Raw genomic sequence first — 21,973 nt, 5'->3', positions numbered from 1 at the left:
TATAAACAATAGAACCTATGTCAAAAACACATGTGAGAATAGGGGTGGCAGGGCCGGTAGGCTCTGGGAAAACGGCTTTGATAGAAAGGTTGACCCGCAAAATGGGGGAGGAGTACAGCATCTGCGTGGTGACAAATGATGTGTACACCCGTGAAGACGCTGATTTCTTGATAAAAAACTCGAGCCTGCCCGCCGATAGAATTATGGGCGTGGAGACAGGCGGTTGCCCGCATACGGCTATCCGCGAAGATGCCTCCATGAACATCGAAGCGGTGGAAGAGCTGGTAGAGCGCCACCCGGATACCGAGATTGTTTTCATCGAAAGTGGCGGGGATAACCTCTCGGCCACTTTCAGCCCGGACTTGGCCGATGTGACCATCTTTGTAATCGACGTGGCTGAGGGCGACAAAATGCCGCGTAAAGGAGGCCCGGGCATCACCCGCTCCGACCTGCTGATCATCAACAAAACGGACCTGGCTCCCTATGTAAATGCGGATCTGGCCATGATGGATCGCGACTCGAAGAAGATGCGGGGCGAACGGCCTTTCATCTTCACCAACCTGATGAAACTGGAAGGACTAGATGCGGTGATCCAATGGATCAAAACCTATGCCTTATTAGAAAAAGAGGAGGAGCATGCTTAGTAGAATCGGAATAAATGCGGAGAGGGAGGGGGAGCGTACCCTGCTAAAAGACAGCTACCATAATGCACCCTACAAGGTGGTGCATTATGGCTCGCGTCATTTGCAGAAGCATCTGGAGCTTATCCTGATGAGTTCCTCCCCCGGCATCATGGATGAGGATGATATCACGATAAACGTGGATGTGCACGAAAAGGCACACCTGAAGCTGTTTACGCAGTCTTTCAGCAAGTTGCACCCCATGAAAAAGGGAGCGGTGCAACGCACCAACGTGACTCTAAAGAAGGGAGGGATATTCAAGTATATTCCGCATCCGGTTACACCCTTTGCAGGCTCAATTTTTAAGACTGTCAATGACATCCAGATGGCTGGCGACGCTACGCTGATCTGGGGCGACATCATTGCCTCCGGCCGCGTGTACTCCGGGGAGTCTTTTGCTTTCAAGAGCTTTCACAGCGTCACCAAAGTAACCTGCGACAAAAAGCTGGTCCTGCTGGATAATCAGTTGCTGGAGCCTGAGAAGCAACCCATGGGATCCATCCTTTTCTATGAAGGCTATACCCACCAGGCCACGCTGTTGTATATGTCGCCTTACGCCGAGGAGTTGAAGGCGGAGCTGGACGAGATACTGGTAGAGAAGTATGAGCAGATTGACTTCGGTTTTACACAGTGTGCACCTAATGCTGTAATGCTGCGCGCCATGGGGAAAGACGGAGGCGTGCTGCACGACTGGCTGAGTACCATGGGGCAGCTGTGCTGGCAGTTTACCATGCTCAAAAACCAACCGGAGGCGGAAGAGCAGGAGTTTGACGGGGATCAGCCACAGCTCGAACCGGAAGCCCCTGATAGGCAGCTGGCTGGTAAGAATCACCAGGCGGAACCTGTGCCGGCGTTGGCAACACAGGTGGAGTAGCGGAACAAACGTAAACTATCAATTGAAACATATGCACCAGCAAAGAAGGAGGACACATGCATGAGATATCCATTGTGAGGAACGTGTTTGACACCCTGCAGGAAACTTACCCGGACAAGTTCGAGAGGATCAGCAAGGTGCAGATGGAGGCCGGCTTGCTGAGCAATATCCAGCCCATCCTGATTCAGAACGCCTTCGAGGCGCTCATCGTGGAGGAGCCTGGCTTGGCTGATATTGAGCTGGAAGTGGTGCAGCTTCCGATTATTGCCCATTGTGAGGCCTGTGAGAAAGATTTTGAGGTGGTGCGCCACAAGTTTGTGTGCACCTGCGGAACTCCCTCCAGAAAGATTGTGCAGGGAGAGGAATTACAGATAAGCAAAGTAGAATTCATCGGGAATTAAACAGATAAAACAGAAAGATATGAACACGCCAAAATATCCAAAAAGCAACCAAATGCCGGTAGGCTCGGTGCAGTGTGATAACACGACGCTGAACCTGCTGAAGGCCAACGATTTTGTGGCCAAAGCCATCCGCGAGAAACTATCGGACGTGCTGGTCATCAACGTGTGCTCCTCGCCGGGCAGCGGCAAGACGACCCTGATGCAGGAGACGGGCAAGCGCCTGAGCGACAAGTTGAACCTGGCCGTGCTGGTGGGCGACCCGGAGACCGACCGCGACGCGGTCAGGATGAAGGAGGTGGGCATCAACGCCCTGCAAATCGTGACCGGGGGCATGTGCCACATCGAGGCGCAGATGATTCTGCAGGCCCTGGACCACATCGATTTGGCGGGCGTGGACCTGCTCTTCATCGAGAACGTGGGCAACCTGGTGTGCCCGGCAGCCTTCGATTTGGGTGAGGACATCCGCGTGACGGTGCTGGCCGCCACAGAGGGAGACGACAAGCCCAAGAAGTACCCGCGCATGTTCCTGACCAGCGAGCTGCTGGTAGTGTCCAAAGCCGATCTGCTGCCCTATGTGCCTTTCTCCGTGGAGGCCGCCGCACAAGATGCCCGCGAGGTGAACCCAGCGATTGAGGTGATGTCTATCAGCAGCCTGAAAGGCGATGGCATGGACGAGTGGTGTAACTGGCTGCTGGAAAAGGTGCAGGAGAAAAAAGCCAAATTAGAGACAGCCTAAGTATAGGCGCATACTTCTTAAGTGATGCTGAGTGAGCCGATAGAAGTGACACATGCGTTGGGCAAGGACCTGGATACAGGCCAGCGAAACGTGGACGTGCTGGAGGTGGAGTGGCATGAAACAGCCAAGTCGCGCATGCGCCGCAAAACCAAGGGCGGGCAGGAGGTGCTCATCAACCGGACCGACAGGGGCAGCTTTCAGGATGGCGATATCTTATACTTGTCGGATAAACGGGTGATTATGCTTCGCATCAAGTCCTGCGACTGCATTGTGCTGCGTCCTGCCAGTTTGCAGGAAGTAGGCACCATCTGCTTTGAGATTGGCAACAAGCATGTGCCCATCTTCATGACGGAGCAGGAAGAAGTATGCGTGGCTTACGACGGCTACTTGTACCAGATGCTGCTGAGCGGTGGTTTTGCGCCCGCCATAGAGGAGCGGGTGCTGCACCCTTTTCAGATGGTGAAGGCTTATGGAAATATGGCCTGAGCTATACTACAAACGCTATAAGATTTTAAGTGAGGGTTGGTTAAGTAGATGGCAGCCGGACTTGGTGTAATATCGGGTTTGGCTGCCCCTTCCACATGCTATAGTAAAGTATAAAACCAGGTATAGCCTTTCAGGAAAGTATAAAAGTAAGAATAAGAAGGGGGAAAAGAGTCTTGTGAAGTTGCGTGTTAGAGATATGAACCGATTAGTTGTTTTTTTGAGTGTTTGCCTCCTGTTGCTGAGCGCGTGTTCGGAGTATAAGCCGGATAGCGCAGCTGCTGAGACCGATATTGTGGCCACGGACATCAGGGGGAAGGAAGTGCGCCTCAAAGAGCCGGCTAAACGTGTTGTTGTGCTTTATCAGGGCGCGCTGGATGGTATGTATATGCTCCATGCGGAGCATACCCTGGTAGGCATCCAGAACAACATTTACACAAACCCCGAGACCTTTAAATATTTCAGCAAACTCGATCCACGCATTGCCAAAAGAGAGCTACCGGCGCCGGGCAACTGGGAAACATCTACCAACATCGAGAGCGTGGTGGCGCTCAAGCCGGATCTGGTGATCATGGCCTCCAACCAGACCGACGCGATAAGCTTGCTCGAAAACCTGGGCATAAACGTGTTTGCCGTAGAGGCCCAAACTAACCAGCAGCTGTACGACGAGTTGGAAGGAATTGGCAAACTCACCGGCACCCACGAGAGGGCCTTGGAGCTGCTGGCCTATACTCGCCAGAAGCTGGAGGAAATCCAGCAGAAAACAGCCGATATAACACCGAAGAAGTCCGTTTATTATGCCTGGTCTGGTGGCCGTATCTACTCCACTTCGGGCCGGAACAGCCGCATGAACGAGTGCTTCGAACTGGCAGGTGTGGTGAACGCCTGTACAACAGATTTGGACCAGCCGAACATCAACCCGGAAACGCTCATCTCCTGGGACCCGGACCTGATTCTGCTCTGGAGCACAGACCCTAAGGAAGTTTACAATAAAAAGGAATTGTCGGTGCTGAAGGCAGTCAGAAACAAGGAGGTACACGTCCTCGAGCCGCCTTTCTTTTACGATCCGCATACGCTCAAAATCATGGTAGCTGCCTTGGAACTGCATAACCTGAGTTACGGGGAGCGTGGCAGCTTTAACCTGGAGCAGGACCGGCGGGAAATCATGACAGGCCTGTACGGTGAGGCGAAAGCTAGTGCATTGTTCGAATGAGAAAATACATCATCGGGTTTTTGATATATGGCTTACCCTTGCCGCTGCTGCTGTATTCGCTTACGGTCGGCCCCTCGCAGGGCCTGCACCTGGCGGACTACTGGGCATGGGCGAAGGCCGTGCTTGCCGGCGGTGTAGCAGACACTTCGGGCGAGCTCTACCTGATCAACAACATCATTGAGAACGTGCGGCTCCCACGGGTGATTCTTACTTTTATCATCGGGGCGGGGTTGGCCGCATCGGGTGGTACGTTGCAGGGGATTTTCCGGAACCCACTGGTGGATCCGTATGTGCTGGGCATCTCCTCCGGTTCGGCTTTTGGTGCGGCGCTGGCTATTGCCTTTCCGCTTATCAACATCAACCTGTCGGCCTTTGCATTGGGGGTGGTTTCCGTTATCCTGACCTACTCTTTCGCCTTCTCCAACAAAAGCGCCTCCATTGTCGCGGTTATACTTTCGGGAATGATCGTGTCGGGTATTTTCACGGCCATGCTGACGATAGTGCAGTACATCAGCGACCCCTACAAACTACAGGCGATTGTGCAGTGGACGATGGGCAACCTGCACCACGCCTCCTGGGACAAGATCAACAGCGCTGTACTCCCCATTTCAGTGGGCGTGGCTGGGATGTATTTGCTTCGCTGGCGGCTGAATTTGCTGGCTTTGGGTGATCAGGAGGCCAAAGCGGTAGGGGTAAACCCTAACCGGGATAAGATCATCCTGGTAGTGCTGGCTACCTTAACCACCTCCTCCTCGGTAGCCGCCGCGGGCATCATCAGTTTGTACGGGCTGTTTGTGCCCCATCTGACGCGCATGATGGTGGGCCCCGATAACCGGAAGGCCATGCCAGCCAACATACTTTTCGGGGGCTCTTTCCTCCTGATCATCGACAACTTCTCCAGGTCGCTAATGGAGTTTGAGATTCCGATTGGCATTTTCACCATGCTGCTGGGGGCGCCTTTCTTTATCTTTTTAATGAAGAAAAACAAAATAAACTGGGTATGACAAAGCAGGCAATCGAGGTAAGCAACCTGAGTTTTAGTTATGGCAACACGCCCATTCTGGAGGATGTGAATGTCACCTTCCCGGAGGGGAAATTCTCAGTGGTGCTGGGGCGCAACGGCAGCGGCAAATCCACGCTCTTCAACATCCTGTCCGGCATGGCCGACTACAAGCATGGATCGGTGAAGCTGATGGGCCGTGAGCGAAAAGATATGTCGTTTGCAGACTGTGCTACTATGATGGGCTTTCTGCCACAGTTTCACAAATCCATATTCCCCTTTCAGGTACGTGATGTGGTATTAACCGGGCGCGCCGCCTTTTCATCTTTCAGCCCTAAAAAAGCCGACCTCGAGAAGGTAGAGCAGGCTATCGAAGAGCTGGAAATCACGCACCTGATCGACAGACCTTATACCGAGCTATCGGGCGGGGAGCAGCAGTTAGTGATGATTGCGCGGGTGCTGGTGCAAAACCCAGGGATTATACTTTTGGATGAGCCCACCAACCACCTGGATGTATACTACCAGACTTTCGTGCTGGAAAAGCTGCGCAAGCTGTCTCAAAACAACTTCACGGTCATTGCCATCATGCACGACCCAAACCTGGCTTTCCTGTACGCCGACCATTGCTTTTTTATGAAGAACAAAACGGTCGTGAAAACAGACCTGGCCAACCACGACAGCGAGCTGCTGCAGTACGTATACAACGTGCAGTTCACGGCCGTGCAGGTGAAAGAAAAAATGATTGTGGTACCTACCTTATAAGACGCTATGGCCATACAAATCAGAGAAATAGAGAAGGATCGGATTGCCGAACTGGTAACCTACGTGAGGAATTTTCGGAAGGAGCTTTTCCCCATGATTGACCATAGCGTAGTACCCGAAGACCTGGCCAATTTTGAGGCATGTTATATGGCCGATGATAACGCGGTTTTCCTGGTTGCCACAGACGCGTCTGGGAGCATCATCGGCACCATTGGCATGAGAAGGTACGACCACCGTTTTGCGCATTTGGACTACACCGGGCAGGTAATAAACGAGGTGCTCAAACTATACGTCGAGCCGGCTTACAGGAGGAAAGGGCTGGGTCGCGCTTTGGTTAACGCCCTGAAGTCGGAAGCCTGGCAGCGGGGCATTGAGACCTTATACTTGCATACGCATCCTTTTTTATCCGGCGCCTACGAGTTTTGGGCAAAGCAGGGTTTTCGGATGGTCTGCCAGGACGATACCGAAATTTTCCGCACCATACACATGGATCTCGCCATGATAGGGGCTGCAGGCGCGGCCGAGATAGACGCAGAAATCATACTGGAATTATAAAAAGCATTTGGTGAGATGTACCTAAAGCTGAAGTGGATGGCGATGTTGATGGCGCTGCTCCTGGTGCCGTCTGTCGTGTTTGGAAGTGGGGCTGGAAGTGTCAGCGGCAAGGTGCTGGATAAAAACGGCCGTGCGTTGGTAGGTGTTTCCGTGAGTATAGGAAGTATAAGCAAAGGGGATGTCACCGGCCTGGATGGCAGTTTTCGAATTTCGCAGATTCCTTACGGAAACTATGTGCTGCTGGTAAAGGGGTTGGGGCTGGAGGAGAAAAAAGTCCCCCTGACGCTAAACGAGCACACAGAACACGTGCAGCTGGAAATAAAGCTCAATCGGGTGTCCCATGCCATGCAGGAAGTGCTAGTGACGGGCCGCAAGGAAACCAACTATGTGAACGATTACAGCTTTGTGGGCACCAAACTGCAAAGCCGGGTGGTGGATGTGCCGCAAACCATTTCTTCTGTCACCAAAGAGCTTATAGAAGACCAGCAAGCTTTTCTGGTGACGGATGTGGTGCAGAACCTGGCCGGCGTGAACCAATACTCTGCTTACGACGACCTGACCATCCGTGGCTTCCGAAACGGCTTTGATACGGGGTATAGGCTGGTGAATGGCCTGCGCTCCGGCTACGGCTACGGTACGAGCTTTTTTAGGGTACCGCTCACCGTCAACCTGGAGAGCGTGGAGGTGCTCAAGGGGCCCGGTGCCGCACTCTTCGGCGACATCAACCCGGGCGGAACGGTGAACCTGGTAACCAAAAAACCGCTGGAGGAAGCCCGGAAAGCAGTAAGTTTCTCAGTGGGCAGCTTCAACACCATGCGCACCACCCTCGACATGACAGGCCCGCTCAACGAAGATAAGTCTTTGCTTTACCGGCTCAACATCGGCTACGAGGATACGAAGACCTTCCGGGAGGTAAACGACCGCAGCTCCCTGATGATCGCACCCACCGTTACTTTCCGGCCCACCGAAAAGACAACGCTGAACGCCGAGCTGGTCTACAGCAAATTCGACGGCTACCTCGACCGTGGCATGGGCATCCGGGGCGGTGACCTGTACGCGCTGCCGAGGTCCTTTACCCTGAGCCAGCCGAGCGATTACTACCGGGTGAATGATGTGTCGCTGAACGCCTCCCTCAACCACCGGTTTACCGACTGGCTTTCCTTCAGCGCGGCTTACATGAAGTTTGTGTACCACGAAGAGCTGAGCGAGCACCGCACCCTCAACACCTTTGCCGATGCCCCGGCCAACACCATCATGAACCTGCGCTACCTGGAGAAGAAAATCAACGACTATACCGACAACCTCTCCGCTTATTTCTCTATCAACGGTAGAACCGGAGGCCTGCGCCATGAGGTGGTGGCAGGGATGGACTATGTCAAGTATGAGGCAGATAAACGCGGGCACCAGTGGGAGGCTCGCCAGATGGAAGTGAACGGGCAACCCGTTCCCCTCACCTTCGACCTCAACAACCCGACTTATGAGCTACGCGACCCTAGCAAGTATATCCGCCTGCCCCTGTCGCCTTTTTTTGTAGACTACCTCAACACCAGCTACAGCACCACCGGACTATACCTGCAAGACCAGGTAACTGTAAGTGACCGCCTGCGCCTGCTACTGGGCCTGCGGCAGGAATTCTTCCGCGATCAGCGGGTGTATGACAACGGAGAAGAAAAAGTACACCAGAACGTGCTCCTCCCTAGGGCAGGGCTCACCTACAAGTTGCGCGACAACCTAAACTACTTCGCCAGCTACAGCCAGGGCTTCAAGCCCATTGACCCTGCCTTTGTCCGCAACCCGGAAAACTACGGCAGTACCGAGCCCTTTGATAATGAGAGCAGCTTTCAGATAGAGACGGGGCTGAAAGGCGAATTCCTGGACAAGCGCCTTTTCTCCACCTTGTCCTTCTTCCACATCGAGAAGCGCAACACGCTGGTGAACACCGGGCAAGTGACGGAGGCAGGTAACCCGATTTACCGCCAGAACGGGCGCGTCAAATCGCAGGGGGCGGAGGTGGAGGCCACCGGAAGTATAACACCCGCCTTGAACCTGAGCGTGAATTATGCCTTCAACCACACGGAGGTAGTTAATTCGGGTCTGGAGGCCGAGGAAGGAGCGATGGCACCCAACGCGCCCAAGCATTCAGCGGGCCTGTGGGCCAAGTATAAGTTTACCGGTGCCGGTCTGGAGGGCTTTGGGCTGGCCTTAGGCGGCAACTATGTTGGAGACAGGAGGATGGAGCTGCAGGTGCAGGATGTTCAGACAGGGGACTGGGTGTGGAAATACTGGCCTTCTTATACCGTGGTGAACGCGGCGGCTTTTTACCGGGTGAACAAGTTCAAACTAAGCCTGAACGTCAACAACCTCTTTGACAAGTATTATTTTGTGGGCGGCTACGATTACCAAAGGGCTTTCCCGGGCGCGCCGCGCAACTTTATACTTTCCATGGGCTATACTTTCTAAGTCCAGGCACAGGCTTGCACGCGGTAGCACTTCTGCCTGGAAGTATGGCTGTCTCTATACTTTGCCGCTTAGCTACAAAGGAAGTGCTGCGCTAGTAGCCGACTCCGATTTAAGGCATGGGCGTTTCGTTTCTATTATTTTGTCATCCTGAAAGGATCTTGGTAGCGAGTAGTACAGGCTTAACCTCCGGTGGGAGGGGCCCTCTTTCTCTATCAAGTTTCTTAACAGCATAACAGAAGGTGTGAAGGCTTTATACGCAGAATGAAATAGCCCTGCGCTGCTATGTAATACCGACTCACGTGATCCACTAGGTATACTTTTCTGAGCGATCAACAACCCTGTTACCTGAGGACTTCAATAACAGGAATGAGAGCTCTCCGGAAGAAGTGCTGATATAGACTGCAGAGCATAACCCCTCCTAAGCCACTATCAATTCGTTCTATGGCTATACTCCAAAAACTTGTTTATACTTTCTGCTTCTTGTGCAGTTACCCATCATGCTTAAGTGTGGTGCCACCCTCTCAATACAGCAGGGCATTTAGCTAGCCAGGAAAAGCTGAACTGCAGGTCAGCGCTATTGCACCGTACAAATAAAATATTTGCGTTAACGAAAACATTGCGTATTTTCCCACAATTCTCATCATGTTGTCGGTTGTACCGCACCTAAGAAGGAGGGTAGGATCTCCTTTTCTGGGTGCGCACATCGGCGAGACTGCATAAGCTTTAAAAACCCTTGAAAATAACAATGAGTAGAACGCGAACCTCTGAATCTCTAGCCCTTATGCGGAGGCTTACTATCCTGCTGTTCCTTTTTATACTTTGCCATGACACAATGGCGCAGGTAAAGCCGGTGCAACTGGCCGACAGCCTCTTCTCTACCTACTACCACCAGCGCGTGACGCATTTCCGCAGCCTGCCCCATACTTCAGGAGACATCATCTTTCTGGGCAACAGTATCAGCGACGGAGGGGAGTGGAGCGAATTGTTCGACGACAAAAGGTTGAAGAACCGCGGCATCAGCGGCGATGTTTCTGCCGGCGTGATGCACCGCCTCGATGAGGTCGCCAACCGCAAACCAACTAAGGTGTTCCTGCTGATCGGCACCAACGACCTAGCCCGGGGCGTAGCGCCGGACAGCCTGCTCAAGAATATGTACTGGATAAGTTCGTACCTGAAACAGCAGAGCCCCACTACCAGGCTGTATGTGCAGAGCATCCTGCCGGTAAATGAGCAGTTCGGGAAGTTTGGCGGCCATACCAGCAAGCGCGAACTCATCAAACAGGTAAACGCCCAACTTCAGGCAAAGGCCCCGGAGTACGGTTATACTTACCTGAATCTGCACGCTCCCTTCTCTGATAATACCGGAAGGCTCAAAGCCAGTTATACCAACGATGGCCTGCACCTGAGCGGAGATGGCTATATGCTCTGGAAGCACCTGGTTTACCCTCATGTACTCGACCTGCAGGCAAAGCCGGCCATCCTTCCGGCGCCCCAGCAGCTGGAGTGGACGAATGCGGTATTCCCCCTATACCGGGCCCGCAGCATTGTGGTGCAGGACCCTAAGCTGCAGCAGGAAGCGGAGCGACTCAAAACCATGCTTGCAAAGCAGGGAATAGCCGTGCAGCTAAAGGCGAAGGCTGTACCCGGTGAGCCAAGTATAACACTGGCGCTTGCCTCTGTCAAAGCCCCTCAACAGGAAAGTGAGGCCTATACTTTAGAGGTGACGGAAGATAAGGTACAGCTACAGGCAAACACGGCACATGGCATCTTCAACGGGCTGCAGACCCTGGACCAACTCATGCGGGATGGCAGTTTTATACCGGGTAGCAAAATACAGGATTGGCCTGCTTATGAGTGGCGTGGGTACATGGTAGATGTGGGCCGCAATTTCCAGTCGATGGAGATGCTGAAAGAGCAGATAGATGTGATGGCCAAGTATAAACTCAACATCTTCCACTTCCACCTGACTGAGGACATTGCCTGGAGGCTGGAGACACCCCGTTATCCGCAGTTAACCGCTCCAGAGCACATGACGCGTAACAAGGGCGCCTATTACTCAGTAGCCGAAATGCAGGAGCTGATTCAGTACTGCAGGGACCGCCACATTACGCTGGTGCCGGAGATCGACATGCCGGGGCATAGCGCTGCCTTTACCCGGGCTATGGGCGTTGACATGCAGAGCGAAGAAGGACTGGCCTACCTGAAAAATATTCTCAGCGACTTCTGCGATACCTACGATGTGCCTTATGTGCATATCGGGGGCGATGAAGTGGAGATCACCAACCACGATTTCCTGCCGCAGGTGACGGCCTGGCTGCACGAGCGTGGCAAGAAAACAATTGGCTGGGACCCAGGCGGCAACCTGGATAAAGCCACTTACCGCCAACTGTGGATGCAGGAAGGACCTGTAAACCCAGACTATACCTACATCGAATCCCGCCACCTGTACCTAAACCACATGGACCCGCTGGAGGCTGTAAACACCATTTTCAGCCGGCAACTGGGGGACCGTGTGGCAAGCGGCGGCAATGTGTTGGGCGCTATACTTTGTGTATGGAACGACCGCAACGTGCTGCAGCAGGAGGACGTGCTGCGCCTGAACCCGGTATACCCCGGCATCTTGGCCTTTGCCGAGCGCAGCTGGAAAGGGGGCGGCTATCCAGGGTGGATTGCCAATATCCCGGTGAATAATCAGGAGCGCGTGAAGGAGTTTCAGGAGTTTGAGGGCAGGCTAACAGACCACCAGGCGACTCATTTTTCAGATCTGGATTTCCCCTACGCCGCAAATTCAAATATTTCCTGGCAACTTTTTGGCCCCTACAAAAACAAAGGCAACTTGTCTGCTTCCTTCGCTCCGGAAAAGAAGAACTTTAAGTTTAAAAAACCTGATGCCGAGGCGGTAGGAGGCACGGTGGTGCTGCGTCATTTTTGGGCTCCGCTCATTAAGGGAGTGCTGGAAAAGCCAGAAGAAAACACCACCTGGTATGCCACTACCCGATTCTGGAGCGAGACAGATACCATTGGCCATTTCTGGATTGGTTTCCAGGATTTGTCCCGCTCCTACAACTCCGATACTCCAGCCGAAGGGACCTGGGATAATAGAAGTAGCGCCATCTTCCTGAACGGGAATTTGATAGACCCGCCTAAGTGGAAGCGAGCCGGGCAGAAGGGAAATGCCGAAATGCCACTCTATGATGAGGGATATTCTTACCGGGAGCCGGTGGCTTTGCCGGTGAAGAAGGGATGGAACACAGTTCTGGTGAAGCTTCCGGTTGGCAGCTTTAAAGGGAAAGATTGGCAGAACCCTGTGAAGTGGATGTTTACCTTCGTGCCGCTCAACATTGCAGCGGAAACTCCGACAGGAAAGGTGCTGCAGTAAGGCATATAGGTTCAAAATAAGTATACCAAATAAGTTCAGAAAAAGTATAAACTGCACTTAAACGGAGGCCTCCAGCTCAAATGCGCTGGAGGCCTTTTTGCTTTTTACAGGTAGCCTAAAATCCAGGATGTGTGGCTTCGTTATATTTCCTACATGGCAGACGACTCTTAAGTATTTAGAAACCTCTGCCAATTTTATACTTTGATTTTTACCTTAATTCAAATTGCGATTAACCCACCCCCAACCCCTCCGAGGAGGGGAATCACCTACTCTCTTGCTAAATTCCCCTCTTGGGAGGGGCAGGTTTACACCTTCACCAAAGTAGTAAATCACAACTTGAGATTTACTACTTATTCCTTACTGAATTCTTTCGTGCTTCTGGTGGTATCGATCGGGCGGACCAGTTTTTCTATTTGCGCGCGCTTGGGCTCCAGGAAGGGAGGTAGGGATAATTTTTCCCCCAGCGTTTCGTAAGGCTCATCGCCCATAAAGCCAGGTCCGTCTGTGGCGAATTCAAACAGGATCTGTGGCGCCACTCTGACGTATAGCGACTCAAAGAAATAGCGGTTCACGTACCCCGAGGTAGGAATCCCTATCCTGGCCATCCACTCCGTCCATTCATCTAACACCTTCCTATCCGCTACCCGGAACGCGGCGTGGTGTACTGTGCCAAAGCCTTGCCGGGCTTGCGGAGGATTGGGGTTATCTTCTACAATGATGGAGGCGCCATTTCCGCCTTCGCCTACCTCAAATAAATGGAATGCCCCTTCCTGCTTAGTCTCCTTAAATAGGAGGACCTTCTCCAGCATCTCTTTAAAATAGCCGAAGTCTGCGATTTGGATGCAAACCGGCCCCAGGCCTGTAATAGCATACTCCACAGGGACCGGACCTTTCTGCCAGGGTGTACCCGCGGCTACTCCTTTATCAAGCTCATCCGATACGAGTTGATACTGCTGCTCATCAAAATCCACGAAAGGAAGCGTTTTCTTGCCGAATTGTGCTTTAATTCCGGAGTGCTTGACTCCTAATCGATCAAATCGTTTCACCCAATATTCTAATGCCGCATCGCTAGGCACACGTAAGGAAGTTCTGGAGATTTCGTTGGTGCCATGCACCCCTTTCGGGATGCCCGGAAAGTCGAAGAAAGTGATGTCGGTTCCTGCGCTGCCCTTATCATCGGCAAAAAACAAGTGATAGGTCTGAATATCATCCTGGTTCACTGTTTTCTTCACTAAACGCATTCCCAAAGTATATGTGAAGAACTCGTATATTTTTTCTGCACTGCTGGTTATCGCAGTTACGTGGTGTACGCCTTTTAACTGATTCATACTTCTCCTTTTAGAATTCCCGACCATAGGTTACATGTGGGTGAGCTGCCTATTCTTGATGCAAACAATTGACTGCTGCTCATCAATAAATAGTTCTTACGATAGATTTTATCGGGGGGCTAGCCTTTGATTTTCCAGAGGCAACGTTTTAGCATGAGGCCCAACGTTCCTATGCCAAGAACGTTACTTTAATTGGGTTAGAGGTATAGTATATTCATTTCCAGTTGATTGCTATTATGAAAAAGCTAGAAAACAAAGTTGCCATTATCACGGGCGGTGCTGGCAGTATCGGAAAACTAACAGCTAAGTTATTTTTAGAGGAAGGAGCCAGGGTAATGCTCGTTGACCTGAACGAGGATGCCTTACAGCAGGCTGTGGTAGAGCTGGGCCTCGAGAATGTGCAGTACTGTGCCGCCGATGTGTCAAAATCGGAAGATGTGCAGCGCTACGTGGACACTACCGTGAAGGCTTTCGGCAAGATTGATGTGTTCTTTAATAACGCCGGTATTGAAGGGGTGGTAAAACCGATAGCCGAGTACCCGGAAGACATGTTCGACAAGGTAATCGCAGTCAATGTAAAAGGAGCCTGGCTGGGAGTGAAATACGTGCTGCCGCAAATGAACGATGGGGGCAGCATTATCAATACCTCATCGGTGGCGGGCATCAACGGAAGCCCGAATGTTAGTGCCTACATCACCAGCAAGCATGCCGTAGTGGGCATCATGCGGGCAGCCGCTGTGGAGGCCGCCCCCCGAAAGATACGGGTGAACTCAGTGCATCCCTCTCCGGTCGATAACCGGATGATGCGATCCCTGGAGGAAGGGTTTGCTCCGGGCCACGCCGAAGCCGCCAAAAAAGAACTGGAGAAGACGATTCCGCTGGGCCGTTATGCTACCCCTGAGGAAATTGCGCAACTGGTGTTGTTTCTGGCCAGTGATGAGAGCCGCTTTATAACCGGTACCACCCAGGTAATAGATGGTGGCTTAAGCGTAATGTAAAAAGTCCTTAACGGCTGCTTACCCGCTAAGTGATGATGTAACGGGTTTGGACAATTAATCCCAATCGATAGAAATAAATGACAGAACAGCAAAATACTAACCGGCAAGGCCATACGAGCTTTCTTATCTTCTCGGCCTCTCTTAGAGAGAATTCCATCAACACAAGGCTGGCCAAACTAGCGACGCAAGTTATCGGCAAGAATGGCGGCACCGTCGACTTTGCAAGTATGAGCGAGTTTGACTGTCCTTCCTTTAACCAGGACCTGGAGGTAGACAACTACCATCCGGAGGGAGCGCAGGAATTTAAGGAGCGTATTTTGGCAAACGATGCCTTTATCATCGCAGCGCCAGAGTATAACGGCTCCATGCCCGGTATCCTTAAAAACATGATCGACTGGGTCTCCCGCTTTCGCCCGCAGCCTTTCCACCAGCACCATGCCTTGCTGATGTCTGCCTCTCCGTCGATGGCTGGCGGTAACAGGGGGCTATGGTCTCTGAGAATTCCGCTGGAGCACCTGGGCACCAGGGTTTACCCGGATATGTTTTCACTGGCAACGGCCCATGAAGCCTTCGATGAGAATGGAGGCCTAAAAGATAAGACCTTAGCCAAAAGGTTCGAAGATAACTTAGTCGGGTTTATGAACCTGGTGGAGGCATCCAAACATTACCCTTGCATTAAAAAGGCTTGGGTGGAATTTCTGGGGGAAAAGACAGATAAGGAAACAGAGCGAGTGGAGTAAAAGAAGTATATTTTTTCTTTTTCCGCTATTGTTTTGGAGCCAAATACGTTTAAATAAGAAATAACAATGCGCGTATGGCTTCTATTAACCCAACCCTGGCTACTACTGCCAATTACCGGGGAACAGACAGGCTTATTCTAGGAATTGTCTTAGCCGTTGTTACCTTCTGGCTATTTGCCCAAACAACCCTGAACATTGCCCCGGCAATGCAGGAAGACTTAGGGATTAGCTATGACCTGAACAACCTGGCGGTTAGTATCACAGCGCTTTTCTCGGGTATATTTATAGTTGTAGCCGGCGGCTTAGCAGACCGTTTAGGTAGGGTAAAGCTGACATACATTGGCTTGCTGCTGAGTGTTATCGGCTCCATACTTATTGTCGTCTCGCCTTCGGGTACTGCTGTTTTTCTCCTGGCAGGGCGCATCCTGCAGGGGCTTTCAGCAGCCTGTATCATGCCGGCCACCCTGGCCCTGATGAAAGCTTATTATGAAGGGAAAGAGCGCCAGCGGGCGCTTAGCTTTTGGTCTATCGGCTCATGGGGCGGCTCCGGCCTTAGCGCGTTATTTGGTGGCCTGATAGCCTCTACCATGGGTTGGCGCTGGATTTTTATTCTGTCTATACTTGTCGCTGTTATAAGTTACCTGCTCATAAGAGGAACTCCGGAAAGTAAATCAACGGACACAGTAGAAAAGGCCTTCGACTGGGCCGGGCTTATCGCCTTTATCATCGCCATGCTGGCCATCAACATCGTGATCGGGCAAGGCGCCAGCCTTGGCTGGTTAAGCCCTGCCGTACTTGCAGGAATCGCTATTTTTGTCATTTCCACCATCATCTTTCTTCGGATAGAAAAGAGGAGCGAGAACGGCTTTGTTGACCTGTCTCTCTTTAGCAACCAAACATTCTCGGGGGCAACGCTGTCCAACTTTCTGCTAAACGGGGCTGCCGGAACACTGCTTGTGTCGCTTGCGCTCGTACAGGCAGAGGCGGGCTTGTCTTCGTTGCAATCCGGCTTAGTTACGATCGGGTATTTAGTGGCTGTGCTGAGCACCATCCGGGTAGGTGAGAAACTGCTCCAGCGTTTGGGGCCTAGAAAACCTATGCTGATGGGCTGCGCAATTACGGGCCTTGGCATTGTGCTCACCAGCCTTACCTTCCTGATGGCTGGCCAATACATTATCGCCGCGTTTATAGGCTTCACACTATTCGGTATTGGGCTTGGTTTTTATGCTACCCCTTCTACAGATGCAGCCCTAAGTAATGTTCCGGGCGACAAAGCAGGCTCAGCTTCGGGCATCTATAAAATGGCCTCGTCATTAGGGGCTGCTTTTGGCGTTGCCATCTCTGCCGCCATCTTTTACGGCCTTAGTGATATGGAAGGATTACCGCCAATGGCTGATCTCTTTATGGGCAGGACCGATAACGTGGACGTACGCTTTGCCGCCGGTATGGGCCTGCTGTTTAACGTGTTTATGATTGTGGTGGCCATTGTTGCCATCATGATAACCATCCCGAAAGGCAAGCCAACGGAAGTAATTGAATAACCCGAAGTATAACCTTTAGCGCGACTTAACCTGATAGTTATGGAGATTACCCAAATCAAAACCTTCAATGATAAACTGGACAGCGCTATAGAGCAGCTGTTACCCGAATTGGAAGCGATTTACAAAGATATTCACCAGAACCCGGAGTTATCGATGCAGGAGTTTCGGACAGCCCAGATAGCTGCAGACTATTTGGCTCAATGCCAGTTCGAGGTTTCAACGGGAGTTGGGGTAACCGGTGTAGTAGGTATTTTAAAGAATGGCGAAGGGCCTGTTGTGATGCTTCGGGCGGATATGGATGCGCTTCCTGTAACAGAGGACACGGGGTTACCCTATGCAAGCACGAAAATAGCCCGGGATGAAGAGGGGGTAGAAGTGGGGGTATCGCATGTATGCGGGCACGACCTGCACGTAGCCTGGCTGATGGGCGCGGCCAGACTGTTTTCAGAAAACAGAGACCTGTGGAGAGGCACGCTGATGGCCGTTTTTCAGCCAGGCGAAGAAGTCGGCCGGGGTGCCCAAAGTATGATAGATGATGGTATGGTGGAGCGTTTCCCCAAGCCGGATATCATTCTTGGCCAGCACGTGATGGTGGGAGAGGCGGGCACGGTCAGGTACCGCAGCGGCCCTATACTTTCTGCCGGCAACAGCCTGAAGATAAAACTCTTTGGCCGGGGATCGCATGGTTCCCAGCCCCATACTTCCATTGATCCGGTGGTAATGGCTGCGGCTACTACTATGCGCCTGCAAACCATCATTTCCCGTGAGGTGGCCCCGGTTGAGAACGCCGTGCTGACGGTGGGCTCGCTGCAGGCCGGCACTAAAGAGAATATCATCCCCGAAGATGCCACCCTGAAGCTTAATATCCGCACTTTTAATGACAACGTAAAGGATCACATACTTTCAGCAGTGAAGCGGATCTGCTGTGCCGAGTGTGCTGCCTCCAATGCACCTAGAGAACCGGAAATTACCGAAATTGTCAGTTATCCGATGACTGAAAATGATGCCATCGCCACGTCAAGAGTAGCGGCGGCTTTTGAAGCGCAGTTTGGCGACAAGTCGTTCGAGGGGAAGCCTGCCTCAGCCAGTGAAGACTTCTCTATTTTCGGGCGTAGCTGGAACGTGCCGTACGTTTTCTGGTTTGTTGGCGGCACCGATCCCCAGACTTTCCTGGCAGCTAAAAAAGAAAATCGAATTAATTCTATACCTAGCAACCATTCTCCTAGGTTTGCACCAGTAATTCACCCAACTTTAAAAACCGGCTTGCAGGCGATGATGACTGCCGCCGCAGCCTGGTTTGACTAAACTGGTCTGGGAAAACAGAATGGAAAAACTACACTCCCTGTATTACTTTCTTGAAATGGCGGGGACCTTTGCCTTTGCCATAAGCGGGGCAACCGCAGCAAGAAGACGTAATCTTGACTTATTTGGCATATGTGCCCTTGCCTTTACGGTAGCCTGTGGCGGTGGTATTGTTCGGGATCTTTGTATCGGGGCTATCCCACCCGCTGGCCTGTCGAACTGGCAGTACTTGGTAGTAGCTATTATCGCAGCCGGAATGACTGTCGGTTTATACTCCCTTGTTGAGCTACTCAACCGGCCTGTGCTATTTTTCGATGCCGTCGGCTTGTCACTATTTGCCGTGACTGGTGCACAGAAAGCGCTGCACTTTGGACACAATGGAGAGGTAGCCGTGCTGCTGGGGATAACGACTGCGGTTGGAGGCGGGGTCATTCGCGATATATTACTCAACCGTGTCCCCATTATTCTTGAGAAAGAGATCTATGCCTTGGCAGCGCTGATAGGGGCTCTGATAGTAGTGTTAGGAGAATACCTCAATTGGATATCGAGTGATTGGGTGGCGGTTATTGCGTTAACGGTATGCTTTACCTTGCGAATGTTAGCACTCCGCTATCACTGGAATCTTCCAGTACCTTCTAACAAGAAGTCTGACGCATCAGATAAACAGCCTTAGTTTATCAGGTAAGTCTGAGTTAGAAGGAGAGATATTAGTTTTTATACTTTATTCCTCCCTGCTACTCAAAAAACATACTAGGTTACTAGCGGCGGCTGGTGCAGGAGCTGTTGGTAAAATATTGGTCTATACTCTTACCTTCATGAAAGTTGTGTCTGATAAATACTGTCAACCTCTGGTGACTATTTTATACTTTGAAATTAAATCCTCCACCTATTGATTTAGTCTGAACAACCGCATTCCTTTGCTGTGATGAAATTAACAGGTATACAGTTGTTTAAAAAACTGAGTGTGCTGCTGGCAGTATTGTTGTGCAGTGTATTTGTGTTTGCAGCACATGTTGCCGTAAAGGCCGCGCCTTCTGATGACGTGGCTCAATGGGAGAGTGTTTCTCCCACCAAGCACCCTCTTGAACTTGTGGCTGGAGAATCCTGTGCCGGCGAGGTGAAGGGCATGCTGGAGGTAGACCGAACGATGCTCACGGGCCTGCTTCAGCACTTTATCGATTTTTACCCACAACCTGTAGACGCTGTACCTGTCCTGCGGTCTTTCCCATCCTCGAAAGACGATTGCGGACTGCATACTATCTTTATTAAGGGGCCGTAAAATATCCTTTCTCCTCTTCTGTAAGAGAAGGCTCTTTTGCCTTTCCTCATTTTCCAAACTTTTACTTTTTATCTTTATTAAGGGGCCGTAAAATATCCTTTCTCCTCTTCTGTAAGAGAAGGCTCTTTTGCCTTTCCTCATTTTCCAAACTTTTACTTTTCTGGCTATTCCTTTCAGGAGCTACTTCAGCACCTCTTGGAACTGGTCCTATACTTTGATCGGCCTCTAGCTGATAGGTAGAGCCCCTGTGCTCTCTGGACACTTATTCTACAAACCAAGCGATTGTCTGAGTTGGATAATAGCTCCGTGAAAGTTGAGAAAGTACCCCTGGTGATCATGCCGGCAAAGCTACCGGAACGCGAGCGTGTGACGGGTTAAATTCAGAACTACAACATGAGTCAACTCTTTAAGAACCTGACGCGCCGCAAAAGCGCCACGGAATTACTGGCAGAGCACCAGCCGGATGACAGCATCCACGGCAGCGACCTGATACGTTCGCTTCAACTTAAAGATCTTATTGCCTTTGGCATAGCCGCCATTGTGGGCGCCGGCATTTTCAGTACCATCGGCAATGCCAGCGCAGCCGGGGGACCGGGTGTATCTTTGCTGTTTATTTTCACGGCCATCGCCTGCGGGTTTTCTGCTTTGTGTTATGCGCAGTTTGCCTCCACTATACCTGTGTCGGGCAGCGCCTATACTTACGCTTATGCTTCTTTCGGGGAGCTGATTGCTTGGATTATTGGCTGGGACCTGCTCATGGAGTATGCGATTGGCAACATTGCCGTGGCCATCTCCTGGTCCGATTACTTTACCGCCGTGATGCATGGCGTGGGGCTGACTATACCGGAATACCTCACCATGGACTTCCTGAGCGCCTCGCGCGGCTACCAGGCAGCACAGGAAATGATGGCTCAGGGGCAAGCCTTTGCTGCACTACCGGATTCTAAGCAGGAAGCTTACCTTGCCTGGCAGCAGGCACCCACGATTGCAGGTATAAAACTGGTGGCAGATATCCCGGCCCTGGGTATTACGATATTGATCACATACCTGGTCTACATCGGCATCAAGGAGTCCAAGCGCACGGCCAACCTGCTGGTATTGCTTAAGCTGATCGTCATACTTCTGGTAATCACGGTGGGTGCCTTTTATGTGCGTACCGATAACTGGACGCCCTTTGCCCCCAACGGTATTTCTGGTATCCTGAAAGGAGTGTCGGCTGTGTTCTTTGCCTACATCGGGTTTGACGCCATATCCACCACAGCTGAGGAGTGCGAGAACCCGCAGCGTGATTTACCCCGGGCCATGATATTTTCCCTCGTAATCTGCACGGTACTGTATGTGGTGCTTGCCCTGGTGCTGACAGGGATGGTACCCTTCCAAGAACTGGCTGTAGGCGACCCGCTGGCCTATGTGTTCTCGAGGGTAAACCTGGATGTGATTGCTGGCATTGTGGCCGTTAGCGCTATTGTTGCCATGGCCAGCGTGCTGCTGGTGTTCCAGTATGGGCAGCCGCGCATCTGGATGACTATGAGCCGCGACGGCCTGTTGCCTGGTGCCTTTTCCCGCATCCACCCAAAGTATAAAACACCATACTTTGCCACCTTCGTTACCGGAGTAGTAGTGGCTGTACCGGCCCTATTCATGAACCTGACGGAGGTGACGGACCTGACAAGCATCGGTACCCTGTTTGCCTTTGTGCTGGTGTGCGGTGGTATCCTGCTGCTGGAAGAAAAACAAAAAGTGGCCACAGCCACACACAAAGGCTTCCGGGTGCCTTATATAAACGGGAAGTACGTGCTGCCCTTATTGGTCTTAACTGCCGTTGTGCTGCTGAACCAGTTTGGCCAGGCAGAGGTGGCTGCTTTCTTTAGTATGAGCGGAGGCTGGGAAAGTTTTCAGCACAAAATCCCGCTGCTCGGCTTTGTCGGGGTGACCGCCATATTTACTGTACTCACCTTCATTAAAAACCTCTCTTTGATTCCGGTGCTAGGCCTGCTCACCAACTTATACCTGATGACGGAACTAGGCATCACGAACTGGACTCGCTTTCTGGTATGGCTGGTACTGGGGCTGGTCATCTACTTTACCTATGGTTACCGAAACAGCAAACTGAACAAAGCTGCTGCAACTGCTAAAGTATAAAGTTAAGGGAAAGCTTCATACTAAGGATGAAGTCTTGCTTGAACGTTAGATTGTGCTGGCGAAGAGTTTGAGCCAAGTATAAGATCGGCTCCTGGGAAAC

Annotated in this window: 19 protein-coding genes; 18 read left to right on the top strand and 1 reads right to left on the bottom strand. The window is 51.7% G+C overall.

Annotated elements, in window-relative coordinates:
* Nucleotides 1–17: 17 nt before the first annotated feature.
* The 11 genes from ureG (at nt 18) to BM040_RS04330 (ending at nt 12,543) form a co-directional block, all read left to right on the top strand.
* Nucleotides 18–644 carry an urease accessory protein UreG gene (gene ureG, locus BM040_RS04380; protein ID WP_092099248.1) on the top strand — a complete coding sequence of 209 codons (627 nt, stop codon included), beginning with the start codon at nt 18–20 and terminating at the stop codon, nt 642–644.
* Nucleotides 637–1,554 carry an urease accessory protein UreD gene (locus BM040_RS04375; protein WP_092099247.1) on the top strand — a complete coding sequence of 306 codons (918 nt, stop codon included), beginning with the start codon at nt 637–639 and terminating at the stop codon, nt 1,552–1,554. Before ureG ends, BM040_RS04375 begins: the two co-directional genes overlap by 8 nt.
* 56 nt (nt 1,555–1,610) lie before the next feature.
* Nucleotides 1,611–1,955 (top strand): hydrogenase maturation nickel metallochaperone HypA/HybF, encoded by a 345-nt coding sequence (locus BM040_RS04370; protein WP_092099246.1) that lies wholly within the window; start codon nt 1,611–1,613, stop codon nt 1,953–1,955.
* Between the two features lie 19 nt (nt 1,956–1,974).
* Nucleotides 1,975–2,691, top strand: a complete 717-nt coding sequence (gene hypB, locus BM040_RS04365) for a hydrogenase nickel incorporation protein HypB (protein WP_245756090.1) — start codon at nt 1,975–1,977, stop codon at nt 2,689–2,691.
* Between the two features lie 24 nt (nt 2,692–2,715).
* Complete coding sequence (locus BM040_RS04360; protein WP_092099245.1) at nt 2,716–3,177, top strand: urease accessory protein UreE; 462 nt, start codon at nt 2,716–2,718, stop codon at nt 3,175–3,177.
* Between the two features lie 196 nt (nt 3,178–3,373).
* Entirely contained in the window at nt 3,374–4,387 is a 1,014-nt protein-coding gene (locus BM040_RS04355; protein WP_092099244.1) for an ABC transporter substrate-binding protein, read from the top strand.
* On the top strand, nt 4,384–5,391 hold the full coding sequence (locus BM040_RS04350; RefSeq protein ID WP_092099243.1) for a FecCD family ABC transporter permease: 1,008 nt from the start codon (nt 4,384–4,386) through the stop codon (nt 5,389–5,391). The genes BM040_RS04355 and BM040_RS04350 overlap by 4 nt, the downstream gene beginning before the upstream one ends.
* Nucleotides 5,388–6,149 carry an ABC transporter ATP-binding protein gene (locus BM040_RS04345; RefSeq protein WP_092099242.1) on the top strand — a complete coding sequence of 254 codons (762 nt, stop codon included), beginning with the start codon at nt 5,388–5,390 and terminating at the stop codon, nt 6,147–6,149. The genes BM040_RS04350 and BM040_RS04345 overlap by 4 nt, the downstream gene beginning before the upstream one ends.
* A gap of 6 nt (nt 6,150–6,155) precedes the next feature.
* On the top strand, nt 6,156–6,704 hold the full coding sequence (locus BM040_RS04340; RefSeq protein ID WP_092099241.1) for a GNAT family N-acetyltransferase: 549 nt from the start codon (nt 6,156–6,158) through the stop codon (nt 6,702–6,704).
* A gap of 15 nt (nt 6,705–6,719) precedes the next feature.
* Entirely contained in the window at nt 6,720–9,164 is a 2,445-nt protein-coding gene (locus tag BM040_RS04335) for a TonB-dependent receptor (RefSeq protein ID WP_092099240.1), read from the top strand.
* Nucleotides 9,165–9,945: 781 nt separating this feature from the next.
* Entirely contained in the window at nt 9,946–12,543 is a 2,598-nt protein-coding gene (locus BM040_RS04330; protein ID WP_175490968.1) for a family 20 glycosylhydrolase, read from the top strand.
* A gap of 350 nt (nt 12,544–12,893) precedes the next feature.
* Here BM040_RS04330 and BM040_RS04325 read toward each other — a convergent pair whose 3' ends face one another.
* Nucleotides 12,894–13,871, bottom strand: coding sequence for a ring-cleaving dioxygenase (locus BM040_RS04325; RefSeq protein WP_092099238.1), 978 nt, complete (start codon nt 13,869–13,871; stop codon nt 12,894–12,896).
* 236 nt (nt 13,872–14,107) lie between these two features.
* Between BM040_RS04325 and BM040_RS04320 the strand changes: the two genes are divergently transcribed.
* The 7 genes from BM040_RS04320 (at nt 14,108) to BM040_RS04290 (ending at nt 21,873) form a co-directional block, all read left to right on the top strand.
* Nucleotides 14,108–14,869: an SDR family NAD(P)-dependent oxidoreductase gene (locus BM040_RS04320; RefSeq protein ID WP_092099471.1), complete on the top strand. Its 762-nt coding sequence runs from the start codon at nt 14,108–14,110 to the stop codon at nt 14,867–14,869.
* A 77-nt stretch (nt 14,870–14,946) separates the two neighbouring features.
* Nucleotides 14,947–15,609 carry an NADPH-dependent FMN reductase gene (locus BM040_RS04315; protein WP_092099237.1) on the top strand — a complete coding sequence of 221 codons (663 nt, stop codon included), beginning with the start codon at nt 14,947–14,949 and terminating at the stop codon, nt 15,607–15,609.
* 74 nt (nt 15,610–15,683) lie between these two features.
* Nucleotides 15,684–17,150: an MFS transporter gene (locus BM040_RS04310; protein WP_092099236.1), complete on the top strand. Its 1,467-nt coding sequence runs from the start codon at nt 15,684–15,686 to the stop codon at nt 17,148–17,150.
* A gap of 39 nt (nt 17,151–17,189) precedes the next feature.
* Complete coding sequence (locus tag BM040_RS04305; RefSeq protein WP_092099235.1) at nt 17,190–18,455, top strand: M20 family metallopeptidase; 1,266 nt, start codon at nt 17,190–17,192, stop codon at nt 18,453–18,455.
* Between the two features lie 19 nt (nt 18,456–18,474).
* Entirely contained in the window at nt 18,475–19,125 is a 651-nt protein-coding gene (locus tag BM040_RS04300; RefSeq protein ID WP_092099234.1) for a trimeric intracellular cation channel family protein, read from the top strand.
* A gap of 417 nt (nt 19,126–19,542) precedes the next feature.
* A complete protein-coding gene (locus BM040_RS21545; RefSeq protein WP_139217756.1) occupies nt 19,543–19,731 on the top strand; it encodes a hypothetical protein in 189 nt (62 codons plus the stop codon).
* 393 nt (nt 19,732–20,124) lie between these two features.
* A complete protein-coding gene (locus BM040_RS04290; RefSeq protein WP_092099232.1) occupies nt 20,125–21,873 on the top strand; it encodes an amino acid permease in 1,749 nt (582 codons plus the stop codon).
* Nucleotides 21,874–21,973 lie beyond the last annotated feature (100 nt).

Source organism: Pontibacter chinhatensis (assembly GCF_900113285.1).
GTDB lineage: Bacteria > Bacteroidota > Bacteroidia > Cytophagales > Hymenobacteraceae > Pontibacter > Pontibacter chinhatensis.
Note: the sequence above shows the minus strand (reverse complement) of the source record. Positions and strands in the feature narration are given on the sequence as shown.

Excerpts from the sequence above, each read along its gene's own strand:
- BM040_RS04355 (WP_092099244.1), top strand. The coding sequence starts at position 3,374 with ATGAACCGATTAGTTGTTTTTTTGAGTGTTTGCCTCCTGTTGCTGAGC.
- BM040_RS04315 (WP_092099237.1), top strand. The coding sequence starts at position 14,947 with ATGACAGAACAGCAAAATACTAACCGGCAAGGCCATACGAGCTTTCTT.
- BM040_RS04300 (WP_092099234.1), top strand. The coding sequence starts at position 18,475 with ATGGAAAAACTACACTCCCTGTATTACTTTCTTGAAATGGCGGGGACC.
- BM040_RS04335 (WP_092099240.1), top strand. The coding sequence starts at position 6,720 with ATGTACCTAAAGCTGAAGTGGATGGCGATGTTGATGGCGCTGCTCCTG.
- BM040_RS04310 (WP_092099236.1), top strand. The coding sequence starts at position 15,684 with ATGGCTTCTATTAACCCAACCCTGGCTACTACTGCCAATTACCGGGGA.
- BM040_RS04290 (WP_092099232.1), top strand. The coding sequence starts at position 20,125 with ATGAGTCAACTCTTTAAGAACCTGACGCGCCGCAAAAGCGCCACGGAA.
- BM040_RS04340 (WP_092099241.1), top strand. The coding sequence starts at position 6,156 with ATGGCCATACAAATCAGAGAAATAGAGAAGGATCGGATTGCCGAACTG.
- hypB (WP_245756090.1), top strand. The coding sequence starts at position 1,975 with ATGAACACGCCAAAATATCCAAAAAGCAACCAAATGCCGGTAGGCTCG.
- BM040_RS04320 (WP_092099471.1), top strand. The coding sequence starts at position 14,108 with ATGAAAAAGCTAGAAAACAAAGTTGCCATTATCACGGGCGGTGCTGGC.
- BM040_RS04370 (WP_092099246.1), top strand. The coding sequence starts at position 1,611 with ATGCATGAGATATCCATTGTGAGGAACGTGTTTGACACCCTGCAGGAA.
- BM040_RS04360 (WP_092099245.1), top strand. The coding sequence starts at position 2,716 with ATGCTGAGTGAGCCGATAGAAGTGACACATGCGTTGGGCAAGGACCTG.
- BM040_RS04325 (WP_092099238.1), bottom strand. The coding sequence starts at position 13,871 with ATGAATCAGTTAAAAGGCGTACACCACGTAACTGCGATAACCAGCAGT.
- BM040_RS04305 (WP_092099235.1), top strand. The coding sequence starts at position 17,190 with ATGGAGATTACCCAAATCAAAACCTTCAATGATAAACTGGACAGCGCT.
- ureG (WP_092099248.1), top strand. The coding sequence starts at position 18 with ATGTCAAAAACACATGTGAGAATAGGGGTGGCAGGGCCGGTAGGCTCT.
- BM040_RS04375 (WP_092099247.1), top strand. The coding sequence starts at position 637 with ATGCTTAGTAGAATCGGAATAAATGCGGAGAGGGAGGGGGAGCGTACC.
- BM040_RS04350 (WP_092099243.1), top strand. The coding sequence starts at position 4,384 with ATGAGAAAATACATCATCGGGTTTTTGATATATGGCTTACCCTTGCCG.
- BM040_RS04330 (WP_175490968.1), top strand. The coding sequence starts at position 9,946 with ATGCGGAGGCTTACTATCCTGCTGTTCCTTTTTATACTTTGCCATGAC.
- BM040_RS04345 (WP_092099242.1), top strand. The coding sequence starts at position 5,388 with ATGACAAAGCAGGCAATCGAGGTAAGCAACCTGAGTTTTAGTTATGGC.